This window comes from Plantactinospora mayteni, assembly GCF_016862935.1.
Taxonomy (GTDB): Bacteria; Actinomycetota; Actinomycetes; order Mycobacteriales; family Micromonosporaceae; genus Plantactinospora; species Plantactinospora mayteni.
Window position 1 is genome coordinate 120439 of sequence record NZ_BONX01000045.1, and the last position, 15037, is coordinate 135475.

General features: G+C 72.5%; 9 protein-coding genes. 1 reads left to right on the top strand and 8 read right to left on the bottom strand.

The window, feature by feature from the left end; translation table 11 throughout:
- Positions 1-247 precede the first annotated feature (247 nt).
- The gene (locus Pma05_RS43600) at positions 248-3247 is read left to right on the top strand and encodes an AfsR/SARP family transcriptional regulator (protein ID WP_203860893.1); all 3000 of its coding nucleotides are present in this window, start codon (positions 248-250) and stop codon (positions 3245-3247) included.
- Here the strand turns inward: Pma05_RS43600 and Pma05_RS30260 are convergent.
- From Pma05_RS30260 to Pma05_RS30295, 8 genes are all read right to left on the bottom strand, one after another.
- The gene (locus Pma05_RS30260; protein WP_203860894.1) at positions 3208-5046 is read right to left on the bottom strand and encodes an ABC transporter ATP-binding protein; all 1839 of its coding nucleotides are present in this window, start codon (positions 5044-5046) and stop codon (positions 3208-3210) included. The genes Pma05_RS43600 and Pma05_RS30260 overlap by 40 nt on opposite strands.
- A 157-nt stretch (positions 5047-5203) precedes the next feature.
- Positions 5204-8116 (bottom strand): DUF5682 family protein, encoded by a 2913-nt coding sequence (locus Pma05_RS30265; protein WP_203860979.1) that lies wholly within the window; start codon positions 8114-8116, stop codon positions 5204-5206.
- 125 nt (positions 8117-8241) lie between these two features.
- Positions 8242-9354, bottom strand: a complete 1113-nt coding sequence (locus tag Pma05_RS30270; protein ID WP_203860895.1) for an ATP-binding protein — start codon at positions 9352-9354, stop codon at positions 8242-8244.
- A gap of 12 nt (positions 9355-9366) precedes the next feature.
- Positions 9367-10932 carry a VWA domain-containing protein gene (locus Pma05_RS30275; RefSeq protein ID WP_203860896.1) on the bottom strand — a complete coding sequence of 522 codons (1566 nt, stop codon included), beginning with the start codon at positions 10930-10932 and terminating at the stop codon, positions 9367-9369.
- Positions 10929-12344 (bottom strand): hypothetical protein, encoded by a 1416-nt coding sequence (locus Pma05_RS30280; RefSeq protein WP_203860897.1) that lies wholly within the window; start codon positions 12342-12344, stop codon positions 10929-10931. Before Pma05_RS30280 ends, Pma05_RS30275 begins: the two co-directional genes overlap by 4 nt.
- Positions 12344-12847 carry a hypothetical protein gene (locus Pma05_RS30285; protein WP_239313379.1) on the bottom strand — a complete coding sequence of 168 codons (504 nt, stop codon included), beginning with the start codon at positions 12845-12847 and terminating at the stop codon, positions 12344-12346. Before Pma05_RS30285 ends, Pma05_RS30280 begins: the two co-directional genes overlap by 1 nt.
- Positions 12848-13094: 247 nt before the next feature.
- Entirely contained in the window at positions 13095-13934 is an 840-nt protein-coding gene (locus tag Pma05_RS30290; protein WP_239313382.1) for an ABC transporter permease, read from the bottom strand.
- Positions 13931-14944, bottom strand: coding sequence for an ATP-binding cassette domain-containing protein (locus tag Pma05_RS30295; RefSeq protein WP_203860898.1), 1014 nt, complete (start codon positions 14942-14944; stop codon positions 13931-13933). The genes Pma05_RS30290 and Pma05_RS30295 overlap by 4 nt, the downstream gene beginning before the upstream one ends.
- Positions 14945-15037 lie beyond the last annotated feature (93 nt).

The window sequence follows — 15037 nt, forward strand, 5'->3', positions numbered from 1 at the left end:
TGTTACAGACGCGGTACTTGAATCGGGTGTTGGTGAACCGGCAGCACATCGGGGTGTTGGTGCAGGGCGGCTGGCAGACTGCCGAGGCAGTGGTCTTGGGCAGCATCAGTGCCAAGAACCGGTCCGCGAGTGCGCCGACGTGACGGGTCATATCGCGTACCTCCAATCTGGATCTAGACTGATCGCGGACGGTAGCCGGACGTGCTACACGTCGACCTACAAGATCGATACAACCGCTTGAGGTGCCTTGAGCCTGCGATTCCAGCTACTCGGCCCGCTCCGGATCACCGCTGCCCGGCCTGTGCCGGTCGGCCCGCAGAAGCAGCGGGCGATGCTGGCCATCCTGTTGCTGTCGGCCAACGAGCGGGTGTCGCTGGACCGCCTCGTCGGCGAGCTGTGGGACCAGCCGCCACGCTCGGCGGTGGCGAACCTGCGCACCTACGCCAGCGGGCTGCGCCGGTTGCTGAGCGAGCTGGGCGGCGGACCCGACGGCGGCGACCGGTTGGCCGCCAGCGCCGCCGGATACCAGTTGCGGGTCGACCCGGACGAGCTTGACCTGCACCGCTACCAGACCGCGGTCGAGCTGGGCCGCGCGGCTCTCGCCTGCGGTGACCACGCCACCGCCACCGCGCGGTTCCGGGCAGCCCTGGACCTGTGGCAGGGCCGACCGGCCGAAGACGTACGCCCGGGACCGGAACTGGCCGCCCGGATCACCCTGCTGGAGGAGCAGCACCTGGCGCTGGTCGAGGACATGATCCAGGTACGCCTCGCGCGCGGCGAGCACGCCTCGGTGACCGGCGAGCTGCGGCTGTTGATCACCGCTCACCCGTACCGTGAGCGGCTGCGTCACCAGCTCATGCTGGCGCTGTACCGGTCCGGCGACGCACCGGCGGCCCTCTCGGCGTACGCGGAGACCCGCGCGGTCTTCGCCGACCAGCTCGGCCTCGAACCCGGAACGGAACTGTCCCGGCTGCACCAGGCCATCCTGCGCCGGGCTCCCGAACTGTCCACACCCGACACCGCCGGGGAGTCCGTCGATCCGGCACCGGTCGCCAGGCGGCCCGACGACCGAACCGGCCCGGCCGAACCGCCCCGGCAGTTGCCGCCGAACCCAGCGGCGTTCGTCGGCCGGGTCGACGAGCTGCGTACCATCGAGCGGGCCTGCACCGCCGCGAACGGGCCACGGAGCGGTCCGTCGGTGGTCGTGTTGCACGGCCCGGGCGGGATGGGCAAGACCACCCTGGCGGTACGCGCCGCGCACCGGCTCGTGAGCCACTACCCCGACGGACAGCTCTACCTCGACCTACAGGGTGGGGCTCCCGGGATGCCTGGTCTCGACCCACTCTCGGCGCTTGGTCAGTTGCTGCGCGCACTCGGCGTGCCGGCCAGGGACGTGCCGCTCGAACTGGGCGAGGCGGCGGCGCGGTTCCGGTCGGAGACCGCCGCCCGGCGGCTGCTCATCGTCCTGGACGGCGCGACCGGGGCGCCGCAGATCAGGTCCCTGCTCCCGGCGGGCCGGGACTGTGCGGTCCTCGTCACCAGCCGCCGGCCGGTAGGCACCCTCGACGCGCTCCGGCTCCGGCTGGACCGGCTCAGCGACGCCGAAGCGCGCCAGCTCCTCGACACCCTCTGCGGCGACGGCCGGGTCGCGGTCGACACCGACGCGACGGACCATCTGGTGACGCTCTGCGACGGGCACCCGCTGGCGCTGCGCATCGCCGGAGCCCGGCTCGCGGCCCGCCCCGACTGGTCCGTCGCGATACTCGCCGGCCGGCTGGACAACGAGCGGGAGCGCCTCGACGAACTACGCGCGGACGACCTCGCCATCCGGTCCAGCTTCTGGAACACCTACCGCCAACTGCTCGACAGCGCCGATCCGGACGACCGTACGGCGGCAGCCGCCTTTCGGTCGCTGTCGCTGCTGCGGGTACCGGAGATGCCGTTGCCGCTCGCCGCGGTCACGATCGGTGTCCCGCAACGGCGCGCCCTGACGCTGCTGGACCGGCTCACCGAGACGCACCTGCTGGACGCGATCGGGCCGGCCCGGTTCCGCTTCCACGATCTGCTCCGGCTCTACGGCGCGGAGCTGGCCGAAGAGGCGGATCCGGCTGCCGAGAGCCAGCACGCGGTACGTCGCGGGCTCACCGCGTATCTGACCACGGTGCTGCGCGCCGGCCAACTGTTGCGCCCGCAGCGGGTGGTCGAACTCGCCACCGGGCCCACCGTCGTCGAGCTGGGCACACTCGACGACGCCGTACGCTGGGTCGACGGCGACCTGGCCGGGATCATCGCGGCGGCACGGCAGGCGTGCGACGCGGCACCGCAGCTCAGCCGGCTCTGCGTGGAGGCGATTCCGTCGGTGGCCGTGTGGTTGCAGAAGCGCAACCGTTGGGCGGAGGCCGATGCCCTGATCGCCGTCTGCGAGCAGGCGGCGACGCTCACCGAGGACGATGCCGCCCAGGCCACGGTGCTGCCGTTGCGGGCGACGTTGCACTGGCGTACCGGATCGCCGGAGGCGGCATGCGGCGCGTTGAAGGCGGCGCTGGGGCTGTGGCGCCGGCTGGGTGATCGCGAGGGTGAGGGGCGGGCACTTCAGAACCTCGGCTGGTTCCACCACCGTACGGGGTCCCCTCGTCGGGCGGCGGGACTCGTCCGCGCGGCGGTCGAACTCCTCGCCGACGCGAAGCCGGTGTGGCTGGCGATGGCACTGCACAATCTGGCCGAGATCGAGTTCGAGTTGGGCAACTTCACGGCCGCGGGCGAACACCTCACCCGCTGCCTGGCGATGCGGCGCGACCACGACGACGCCGTCGGCGAGGCGATCACACTGGTCGCGCTCGGCCGGACGCAGAGCCAACTCGGGCGGCACCTGGACGCGCTGACGGCACTCACCGCCGGGCTGCGGCTGTGCCGGCGGACCGGCAACCAGGAGGACGAGTGGGAGGCGCTGCTCAGCCGCTCGGAGGTGCACCTCCGGATCGGCGACGTGGCGCTGGCCCAGCAGGACGGCGCGGAGGCGCTGACCCTGGCCCGGGCGGCCGGCCACCGGTACGGCGAGGCGGCGGCGCTCCGCCAGCTCGGCCGGGTACGCGAGCGTCGGGGCGAGCGCGCGGCGGCCGACGGGTACGCGCGGCGAGCCGACCAGATCTTCGCCGACCTGCCCGGCCAGCGGGACGGCGTACTCGAGACGTTCCTCGCCGGCGCGGATCAACCGATCGGTGTCGCTCCCGCCTCGGCCGGGGCATAACCCTCGGCCTGCATCCGGAACAGCGAGGCGTACACGCCGTCGGCCGCCAGCAGTTCGTCGTGTCGGCCCGCCTCGATAACCCGCCCGCCGGAGAGCGCCACGATCAGGTCGGCGTCCCGCAGCGTACCCAGCCGGTGCGAGATCAGCACACTGGTCCGGCTGGCCCGGTAGTGGCGCAGCCGGAGCTGGATGTCCCGCTCGGCCTCGGCGTCCAGGCCGGCACTCGGCTCGTCCAGGATGAGCAGGTCCCGGGCCGCAGGCAGCACAGAACGGGCGATCGCCACCCGCTGCCACTGCCCGCCGGAGAGCAGTACGCCCGCGTCCGCCGGATCGCCGTCCAGCTCGAACACCCGGGACAGCATCGTCTGGTACCCCCGAGGCAGCGTCTCGATGGTCTCGTGGATGCCGGCCCGGCGGGCGGCGTCGGCGATCCGGGCGGCGTCCTCGGCGCGAACGTGGTCCGGGCCGGCCGGGTCGACGTCGCCGAGCCAGATGTTCTCCTCGGCCGTCAGGTCGTAGGTCATGTAGTCCTGGAACACCGCGCCGATCCGGGCCCGCAGCTCGGGCACGGACAGCTCGCGGAGGTCGACGCCGTCCCACAGGATCGCGCCCCGGGTCGGGTCGTAGAACCGGCAGAGCAGCTTGACCAGGGTGCTCTTGCCGGCGCCGTTGTGGCCGACCAGGGCCACCGCCTGTCCGGACGGAATGAACAGGTCCACGCCGCGCAGCACCCACGGGTGCTCCGGACCGTAGCGGAACCAGACGTCGCGGAACTCGATCCCCCGCTTCAGCTTGGGCACCGGTCGTGGGCGGGTCGGCTCCGGCAGGTCCGGTGGGGAGGTGACGATCTGCTCGTAGTGCCCGAGCAGCAGCATCGCCTGGTGGATGCCGGCAAGGTGGTCGATCAGGGTGGCCAGGCTGCTCTGCACCGCGGCGACGGCGGCGATGAAGATGGCCACGTCGCCCACCGTGAGCCCGCCGGATCGGGCGGTGGCGATGGCCCATACCAGGCCGCCGCCGGAGAGCGCCGCGCTGAGTATCGCGAGTAGCGCCTGGACGCGTACCTCCCGGCGCTCGTGGGCCCGGCGTGCGGCACTCGCCGTACCCAACTCGGCGAGCATCCGGCGGCGGAACAGCCCGCCCAGCCGCAGCAGACGGATCTCCTTGGCCGCGGACAAGCTGGTCAGCAGGCTGGCGTAGAACATCTCGCGCCGCTCCCCCGGCCCGATCTCCCACAGCAGGTTCGCCCGTCGCCGGCTCAGCCGCACCTCGGCCACCAGCGCCGGGATGCCACCGGCGGCGACCAGCACGGCCATCACCGGGCTGATCACCACGAGGGCGCCGAGGAAGCCGGTCAGCAGCACCGCGCCCTGCACCAGGCCGACCAGACCGTCGACGCAGCGGCCGGGCCCGTCCCGCCCGGCCTGCTCGGCAAGCCGGAGCGTGTTCTGGAACGCCGGCTCCTCCAGCCGGCGCAGGCCGGGGAGGCGGTCGGTCGCCGCGTAAAGCTGGTCGAGCGCGACGACTGCGGACGAGCGGCCGAGGTCCGCCCGCAGATAGTTCGTCAGGTGCGGCACCAGGGCGAGGCCGACGGAGACCGCCGCCAGCCCGGTCGCCACCCCGAGGATCGCGCCGCCGGAGGCGTCCGCGACCCGGTCGAGGACGAGCTTGGTGAGCCAGGCCGCCAGCACCGGAAGCGCGCCCGCGATCGGCGCGAGCAGCACGTACGCCGCCAGGTTGGCACGCCCGGCCCGCCAGACCACCGCGACGGCCCGTGCGGTCCGGGCAATGCTGATCATGGCGCGAGGGTACGGACGCCACCTCCAGGAGCAGCTACAGCGCGGGTACAGGTGGCGGTCGAGCCGTCGACCGGCCGGCCCCGACGACGGCTCGCGGCCGGCTGACTCGACGGCTCCGGCGGGCCGGCCCGACCATCTGGTGCCAAGGCTGTCCGGTTCACCGGGAGCCGGCCGGTTCGGCGAGCAGATCGGCGAGCAGATCGGCGACGGCGGATGCGGTCATCGGATGCGTGTGCAGCAGCAACGCCGCCTCGCTCGACCGCGCCCCGGCCGCAGGTGACCCGGCCGACTGCCAGCCGGTATCGCAGCCGAGCAGCTCGGCCACGGCGTCGCAGGTGGCCGGATGGTCACGAAGCAACCCGACAAGCGGCCCGGACGCTGACACCGGCAGGCCCCCCGCCCCGGCGTCCGGCACCGCCGAGGCGGGCCCGGTGGCGTCCGGTGACCACGGCGGCACCCAGGCGTCGAGCGCGGCGAGACCGGCCGGGAACGTCCGGCCCGCCTCCCGGACCAGCAGCGGTACGAGTTCCGGCGCCTGCTCCCGCAGCGTCGTGATCAGCTTGGGCAGCCAGGGCAGCAGCACCGGATCGGGCAGCCGGGCGAACGCCTCGGAGATCACCTCCACGACGAACGGGGCCAGCGACGGCACCGGCTCCAGCGCCTGTACGAAGCCGCTCAGATAGTGCGGGAATGCCGGCACGACCAGCGGATTCGTCAACAGCTCGGCACAGCGGGACCGGAGTTGCGCCACCGAGAGCAGCCCCAGTTGGGACTGGGCGGCCCAGAGCAGCGCCACCTTTGCCGGGGCCTCCGGGTGCGACTGCCGCACCGCCAACTCCAGTTGGGCACGGTCGCAGCCGAGGGACAGCGCCAGGCTCTCCATGGAGAAGAGGAAGCCGAGCATCGCCCCGACCTGGCGTACGCCGGTCTCGTCGTCCACGAACGCGGTCGGCAAGAGGGTGCAGTAGTGCGCGTACCCGGTGGTGACGAAGGACTGGCACCAGGCCGGCAACTCCGGCTCGGTGTTCCGGTAGTGCGCCAGCAGCCGGCGGATCCGGCGCAGCACCTCGGGCGCGTCGTCCACGGTGCGCTCGGCGGAGAGGAGATCGACGGCCCGCCCACCGAGTTCGTCGACGAACCGCCGGCTGGGCAGGAACAGGATCGCGTCCTCCACCGCCGCCAGTGCGCCCGCGGCGGTGGCGTCCGGCGCCCAGACCGAGCGACGCAGCCGCTTCTCCAGCACCTGCTCGACGGTGATGCCCTCGTAACCCAACTCGATCACCGCGCGCTGGTGCCGCCCCAGGCCGAGATCCCAGCTCTCCTGGATGGAGCGCTCACCGAGCCGCCGCTCCCCCATGATCGGCCGGACGACTCCGTCGGGCAGCAGGCGGTGCAGCACCCAGAGCAGGTCCGAGCAGGGCACCTGCTCCGGGTGGGCGGTCAGGTCCAGCAGGGCCCGCTGGATGGTACGGGCCTCCAGGGCCAGTCCCAGCGGGGCGAGCCGGTCGAAGACGTCCCGGGCCAGCGGCGGCAGGGCGTCGTAGCCCACCTGGCCGATCCGGTCGCCGCCGAGCAGGATGTCGCAGAGCCGGCGTACGTCCCGACGGCCGGGGACGACGTCCTTCTCGATACAGGTGACCGCCGCGTCCGAGAAGTCGTAGGGCGTGGGCCGGGCCCGGTTGCGGATCCCGGCCAGCAGGATCGAGGTCTCGAAGATGGCGATCGCGTCGGCGGTGCTGGCCAGGTAACCGTTGCGGCGGGCCAGCCGCACGATGTCGACGCACCAGGCGAGCAGTTCCGCCTCGTCGACCTCGTCCAGCACCGGCGGCCGGGACAGGAAGCCGGAGAGCCGGTCGGCGACCGGTGCCGGTGCCGCCGGTGCCGCCGCCTGCTTCTTCGCCCTGCCCCGCTTCCGCCCCGCCGGCTGCCCCACCAACTGGTACGGCGTGACGCCGCCCCGGCCGACCGCCTTCGCCCAGCCTGCCTGGGCGATCGACACCGAGCCGGGAGCCAGGTCGAACTGCCGCTCGATCGCGGAGTGGCTGGACGGGATGAGCCCGTACAGCCAGCGGGTGCCGGTGCGTGGGCTGATCTCCCAGTCGGGTGTGCCGGGTGCGGTGCCGAACTCCTCGACCGGGCTGGCCGCGTGGAAGGCGCCGCAGACGTACAGGCAGCGTGACCGGTCGACGCCGGACGCCGCCATGTGCTGCCGCATCCGGGTCCACATGTAGCGCTCGCGGTCCTCGTCACGGTCGTCGCGGCCGGAGTCGGCGGGTGGGCGCAGTCGGCGGAACAGGCTGCCGATCAGCACCATCACCTGCCGGTACGTGTCGTAGTCGGCGTCGGCGAGCGGCTGCTCCACGTACTGGTCCCACCACTCGGACCAGTGCCGCACCTTGCCGTGGTGCAGCAGGTAGGACCGGAGTTCGGCGAACCGGGGCCGCAGGTCGCCCATGCCGATCCCGACCGCCTCGCCGTGCAGCGCCGCCTCCTCCGCCGGCTGCCCACCGGGGTCGTCCGGGGCGGCGTCGGTGTCGGCGGACTCCGGACCGGCGTCGGCCGCCGGATCGGACGACTCGGTGGGCGTCCACTGGAACACGTGGTCCGCCGACCGGTCCACCAGGACGAGTTCGACGCCAGGGGTGTCCAGCGCGTACGCGATGGCCTGGTATTCCGCCGACGCCTCGCTGATCGGGGCGACGATGTTGAGCGGTGCCCAGGCCGCCGGGAATCCGTCCAGTTCGGACGCGAACGCCTGCACCGCCACCGGCAGCCGGCAGTTGCGCAGCTCCTCCAGCAGCGGTCGCAGGTCTTCGCACAACTCCAGGTAGATCACCGCAGGCTGCTTCTCCCGCAGCCGGCGGGCCATCGCCAGCGCGGCGGCGGGTGAGTGGTGGCAGACCGGGAAGATCTCCAGATCCTCCCCCAGCGCCCGGTCGACGTCGTCGACGATGCCGGTGAGGATCTCGGCCACCGCGTCCGGACCGCCGGCGAACGTGGTCGCCGCCGACCGCAACTGCTCACGCAGCGGGGCGAAGGTGCCCGGAGCGGAGATGCCCGGAGCGGAGATGCCCGGAGCGAAGGTGCCCGGGACGGAGGTGCCCGGGACGGAGGTGCCCGGGACGGAGGTGCCCGGAGCGGAGATGCCCGCCGACCGGTCCGGGGCCTCGACCCCGGACGCGTCCACTTCAGTGCTCATGAGAGCGTGGCGATCGCCTCACGACCGCCCTCCAGGAACTCCGGCCAGGATCCGCCGTCGGCCTTGCTGCGCGGCTCGACCACGCCGTGCCAGTACTTGTTCAGGATCGCCAGGTCCTCCGGGGCGCGTCGGGCCAGCGAGCCGACCAGCGAGCCGGCCAGCGTCGCGGCCCGCAGGGTCCGGTCGCCGAAGAACTGGCTGTGCAGGATCGCGTCCTCGAGTACCCCGATCTGTTCGGCGGTGGAGAGCGCCGACTCCAGCTTCTCGTCGTCGCTGCCGGCCGCGGCTGCCGCCGCCCGCAGGTCGGCGAAGCTCTGCAACAGGATGTCCAGCAGCGTCGGCGGCACCTCCAGCTCGATCCGGTGCCGGCGCAGCAGTTCGGTGGTACGGAACCGGACGATCTCGGCCTCGCTGCGCTTGTTCGTCACCACGGGGATGCGGACGAAGTTGAATCGACGCTTGAGTGCCGAGGAGAGGTCGTTCACGCCCCGGTCCCGGCTGTTCGCGGTGGCGATGATCGAGAAACCGGGCTGGGCGAAGACGATGTTGTCGTCGTCCAGCTCCGGAATGGAGACGTACTTCTCGGAGAGGATGGAGATCAGCGCGTCCTGCACGTCGCTGGTCGACCGGGTCAGCTCCTCGAAGCGCCCGACCACGCCCTGCTCCATCGCGGTCATGATCGGCGACGGGATCATCGACTGCCGGGACTGGCCCTTGGCGATCACCATCGAGACGTTCCACGAGTATTTGATGTGGTCCTCGGTGGTGCCGGCGGTGCCCTGCACCACCAGGGTCGAGTTGCGGCAGATCGCGGCGGCGAGCAGTTCGGCGAGCCAGCTCTTGCCGGTACCGGGGTCGCCGATCAGCAGCAGGCCCCGGTCCGACGCCAGGGTCACGATGCTGCGCTCGACGAAACTCCGGTCGCCGAACCACTTCTGCGGGATCTCCCGGTCGAGGCCGTCGGCCCGCTCGGAGCCGAGCACGAAGAGCCGGACCATCCGCGGGCTGAGCCGCCAGGAGAACGGCTTCGGGCCGTCGTCGACCGACTCCAGCCAGTCGAGTTCCTCGGCGTACTTCACCTCGGCGGGGGCACGCAACACGTCGGTCATTCGGTGGGTCTCCTAGCTGAGGAAGTTCTTGAGTTCGAACACGAGCTTGCGGATGTGGCCGGAGAGGACCGGCGCACCGAGATCCTTGAAACGCTGCCGGAACCACGGGTTCACGCTCTGCTGGCCGCCGCTGCTGACCGAACCGACCGGGATCACCCGTACCCCGCTGCGGTGCGCCGCCGCCAGACCGTCGAAGACACCCTGTGGATCCGACTCGTAGTAGTCCGAGATCCAGACGAGTACGGTGTTGCGCGGCTCGGCGATCTTGGGCCGAACCAGGGTGAGCGCGGCCGTCCCGTTCGTCCCGCCACCCAACTGGGTACGCAGCAGCACCTCGAACGGGTCGTGCACCCACGGCGTCAGGTCCAGTGCCCGGGTGTCGTACGCGACCAGGTGCACGTCGACCTTGGGCAGCCCGGCGAAGATCGAGGCCAGGATGGTGCAGTTCACCATCGCGTCCACCATCGACCCGGACTGGTCCACCACCACGATCAGCCGGGCCGGGGTGGTCCGCCGCGCGGTCTGCCGGTAGTAGAGCCGGTCGACGTAGAGCCGCTGGTCCTCCGGGCTCCAGTTGGTGAGGTTCTTCCAGATGGTCCGTTCGATGTCGAGGTTGCGGAACACCCGCTTCGGCGGCACCGATCGGTCGATGGTGCCGACACTCGTCTTCTCCACCTGCGTACGCAGCACCTCGGCGACCTCGTCGACAAACCGCCGGATCAGCGCCTTGGCGTTGGCCAGCGCCACGCCCGACAGGTTGTGCTTGTCCCGCAGCAGTTGCTCGATCAGCGACATGCTCGGGGTCAACTTGCTGGCCAGCGCGCTGTTGCCGAGTACCTCGCGCAACTGCATCCGGCGCACCAGGTCGCCTTCCAACCCGGCCAGTACCCCGGCCAGTTCGCCGGTGCCGGGCAGCGTGCCGCCCGGCTGGCGGGTGGCACCGGGCCGACCGCCGCGCAGTTGCCCCGGCTCCAGCCCGAGCGCCTGCTCGAACCAGCCGGCGTCGGACTGCCAGCGGGCCAACTGGCCGGCGGTGACGTTGCCCGAGCCGGTCGCGAAGACGTTGAGCAGCAGCTTCGACACCAGGGCGGCCCGGCGAACCTCAGCGTCGCCGACCCGCTCGTCCGGACCCTGGTCGACATCGTCCGGACTTCCGTCGACCTCGCCCGGACCCTGGTCGACGTCGTCCGGGCTCTCGTCGACCTGGGTGGGTTCGGTGGTGTCGGCCGAGGGCTGGTCGGGCCGGACCGCCGCACCGCCGGCCGATCCTGTCGGGTCCGGCTCGTCCACCGGCCCGGCGGCACGGCCGTCGGCCGCCTCGTCGGGCGGCGGTGCCATCAGGTCGCGCAGATCGTCGGCCAGGTCGGGGAAGCGCTGCACGATGGTGTCCACCGAGACCGTCGGATCCAGCAGCGCCGCCGGCAGGCCGAGGTCGTCGACGATCGCCACGCTGGCCGACTCCAGCGCCGGCTGCTCGTCCGCGTCGAAGAGCCGGGCCAGCAGGCGCCAGTAGAGCACCTGTCGCCGGTTCTCCTGAGCCCGCGCCGTGACGCTCGGACGTCCACTGTGCTCGTTCATCGCCGCAGCAACCGTCCCGCCCGCTCGCGGAGTACGGCCACCGCGTCGCCGGACTTCGCCTCCGTCTTGACCACCTTGGGATCGGTGGGGCCGAGCGCCCAGTCTCCGGTGTGCGCCTCCGCCGTCGCGCGTTTCACGGTGTAGCGCACCGCGAGTGGTTGCAGCAGCCAGCGGCCGGCGTCCCAGCGGAGCAGGCCGAGACAGGCCGACGACCGGGCCACCAGTTCCGGGGTCAGCGGCGCGCAGGCCGGCAGCCGGGACACGTCGACCGGAAGGGACTGCCCACCGACCTCCAGGGTGAGCCCGCCCCGATCGTCGGTGACGGCCGAATAGTCCTCGATCAGGACGGGCTCGGCGATGCGTACCGGATGGCGGTCCAGTGGTGGGGCCGCCGGGGCGACCGCCTCGGGCAGCCGGAGCCGGGCGGTGGCGAACGGGTCGGCCGGCTCGGCCGGCCGGGCCTGGTCGTCCCGCCAGAGCAGGTCACCACCGGGCAGCAGCGGCAGATCGATGATCTCCACGGCGTGCCGCCGGGCGAGCGCGCCGAGCAGCACCCGGTGGCCGGCGAGCAGTCGCCATACCGCCGGGCCGACGATGGTCTCCACCTTCGCCGCGGAGACGCTGGTCCGGACCAGCCGGGGCGGGGCGCCACCGGCCGGTTCGAGTATGGCGTGCACCTGCACCTGGATCGCGGTGCCGTGCTCGTGCACGTCGGCGCCGAGCGGCAACAGCCGCCCGGAGACCGTGCCGGCGGCGGCCAGCGCGTCCGGCCGGCCGCCGGGCTGGGCCAGCAGCAGGCCCCGGGCCCACAGGTCGGCCCAGCGCCGGGCCGGGAGCCGCTCCATCGTCGCCACCGGGCAGCATCCGCGCAGCTCGGCCGCCAAGCCGTCGAGCAGGACCGCCAGCCGGCGGAGCGACGGCACGGCCAGCGCCGCGTCGAGGGTCTGCGCCGAGGCGGCGACCAGGTCGTGGTCGACGCCGCGCCAGCCCGCGATGGCCAGCTCGCGCAGCCACGACCGGCACCCGGCCAGTACGTTGTCCGGCGCCGACGCCCCCGGATCGGTCGGCGCGGCTGCCTCCCAGTCCGCACGGGACCGGCCGAGCGCGGTGTCCAGTCGGACGAGCAACGCGTCGTGCACGGCGCCGAGCAGTGCGGCACGCCCGCCGGCCAGCGCGGTCAGGTGCTCGTCGGCGAGCGAGCCCGCGACCACCTTCTCCACGGCCTCCCGCACCCGGTCACCGAGCGGCGTCACCGCGAGGGCGTCGGCCAGCGCGGTCAGCGCCGCCCGGGGCTGCTCACCCAGCCGGGCGAAGCCGTGGGTGAAACTGTCGTCGAAGCCGCCGACCAGGTCGAGCGCCTCCTCGATCCCGGGCTCGACGGCGTCGAGCCCGGCCAGTTGGGTAGCGAGCATCAGTCGACCGTCCCCATCGCCGGAAACCAGTGCAGTTCGGGCAGTGGCTCGGTGCTGCCCGGCACCTCGAGGTAGGCCAGGTGCCGCAGGAAGCGGCTGAAGACCACGGCCGCCGGCGTCGGCTCGTGACCGCCGTCGAGCCGGGCCGCCAGGTCGGCACCGGAGGACGCCCCGTCGGCCACGTCGATCCGCAGGTAGCGGGCGACCCGCTCGACGCCGTATTGCAGGGTGGCCTCGTCCAGCAGGGCGTGCAGGTGCTTGCAGGGCGCGCCCCGCAACCCGCCGCATGGACGGTTGTTGTTGGTACTGCAATTGAAGGCGTGGCTGCCGGCGGCGATCGACGAGACGTAGACCCGTTCGATGTCCGAACCGCTCGACACGACGCCCTGCAACCGCCCGTCCGCCAGCTCGACGAAGGGCACCTTCGCCAGCTTGCGGGGCTGCACCGCCGGCAGCACCCGGGCGACGCTACGCCGCTCCCACCCGACCTCGATCGTTCCCACGACCCCCGCCCCTCTCGTTCGATGCCCCGAGAAGATAGACGGACGCGGCGACATTTTCCGCCCACCCGGACGGAACCGCTGGACACGGGGCGCGGCGGCATTTTCCACCCCGACGCAGGAGAGCGCCGGACACCGAAGCGCGGCGGCATTTCCGCCCCGCCGGGGGAGAGCGCCGGACACCGAAGCGCGGTGGCCCGCACCCGGGGGCGGGACGGGCAACCGCCGTCCCGCCCCGGGGCCAACCTGCTCAGTCGGCGCTGCGGGCCATCGCCCGTACCCCGACGGTCAGGCCGACGGCGGCGGTGACCAGCGCCGCGACCCAGCCCCAGAGCACGGTCATGGAGCCGATCTCACCGGCGAACAGGGCGCGCTCGGCGTCGACCAGATAGGCCAGCGGGTTGACCTGCGAGGCGACGCGCATCCACCCCGGGCCGGTCTCCAACGGCAGCAGCATGCCGGAGAGCAGCATCAGCGGGAAGATCAGCGTCTGCTGCACCACCCAGAACATCCAGTCCTGCTTGCGTACGGCGATCGCGAGCGAATAGCTCAGCGCGCCGAGCCCGACGCCGAAGACCGCGAGCAGCGCCAGCCCGAGCAGCGCGCCGACCGGATACAGCCGGAAGCCGAACGGGATCATCACCAGCACGATGATCACCGCCTGCCCGGCCAGCGGCACCATCTCCTTCAGTGCCCGGCCGACCAGCAGCGACGGGCGGGACAGCGGGGTGACCAGCATCCGCTCGTGTGCACCGGTCTGGAACTCGAAGAGCAGGTTGGCACCGGTTGCCGAGGTGCCGAACAGGGCGGTCATCACCAGGATGGCCGGTACGAACCACTGCCACACGCCGCCCGCGCCGAAGGCCGTACCGGCCTGGCCGCCGAGCGAGCCGACCAGCAGCGGGCCGAAGAGGCCGAGGAAGACCAGCGGCTGCACCATGCCGAAGACGACCGAGAACGGGTCGTGCCGCAGCGGGCGCAGCTCGCGGGTCAGTACGATGCCGACGTCGCGGAGCAGCCCGAGTGGACCGGTCCGGGTTCTCGCCGCTACGGGAGTCGGCGACGGGGCGGTGGCACCGATGGTGGTCACGGGACGTCCTTCCGGGTCTGCGAATCCTGCGGGCTGTCCTGCGCGGTCGGAGTCTCCTGCTCGGCCTCGCGCAGGCTGCGGCCGGTGAGGGTGAGGAACACGTCGTCGAGGGTGGGTTGGTGCGCCTGGGCGGTACCGACCCGTACGTCGGCTTCGATCGCGGCCCGGAGCAGTTCCGGCAGCGCCGCCGGCCCGTCGGCGACGTGCGCCTCGACCCGGGACCCGGCGCAGACCAGGTCCCGGGCTCCGGGCAGCCGGTCGACGAGCCGGGCCAGCGGCCGGGCGTCGTCCCCGGCGACGGTGACGACGATCCGGTCCCCGGCGAGCTTCGCCTTCAGCGCCGCCGCCGAGTCGTCGGCGATGATCTCGCCGTGGTCGACGATGACGACCCGTTCGGCCATCGAGTCCGCCTCGTCCAGGTAGTGCGTGGTGAGCACCACCGTCATCGCGGCCTCGGCGCGCATCCGCAGGATGTGTTCCCAGAGGTTCGCCCGGTTCTGCGGGTCCAGCCCGGTGGAGGGCTCGTCGAGGAAGAGCAGGGACGGCGCGTGTACCAGGCCCATCGCCACGTCCAGCCGGCGACGCTGCCCGCCGGAGAGGGCCGAGACCTTCCGGTCGGCGAGGTCGGCGAGGTCGAGGCCGTCCAGCAGGTCGTCGGCCCGCCGCCGGGCGGCACGCCGGTCCAGGCCGTAGATCGCGCCCTGGGTACGCAGTTCGTCGCGGGCCCGCTGGGTGTGCCCGGCCCCGTTGCCCTGGCCGACGTACCCGATGTGCCGGCGCACCTTCCCGGGTTCGCGTACGACGTCGTGGCCGGCGACGGTGGCGGTGCCGGAGGTCGGCGCGATCAGGGTGGTGAGCATCCGCATCGTGGTCGTCTTGCCGGCGCCGTTCGGGCCGAGTAGCGCGACCAGTTCGCCGGGCTCGATCCGCAGGCTGATGCCCCGGACGGCGTGCACGGTCTGGCTGCGGCTCACCACGAAATCCCGGGTGAGCGAGCGGGCGTCGATCATTCGTTGCTCCCCGGTCGGAGGGTCGGTCGTCTCATGCCCGGAACGCTAGGCGGCATAGCGGTCACTTTCTGGCCTGAATGTCGGGCAGACTTG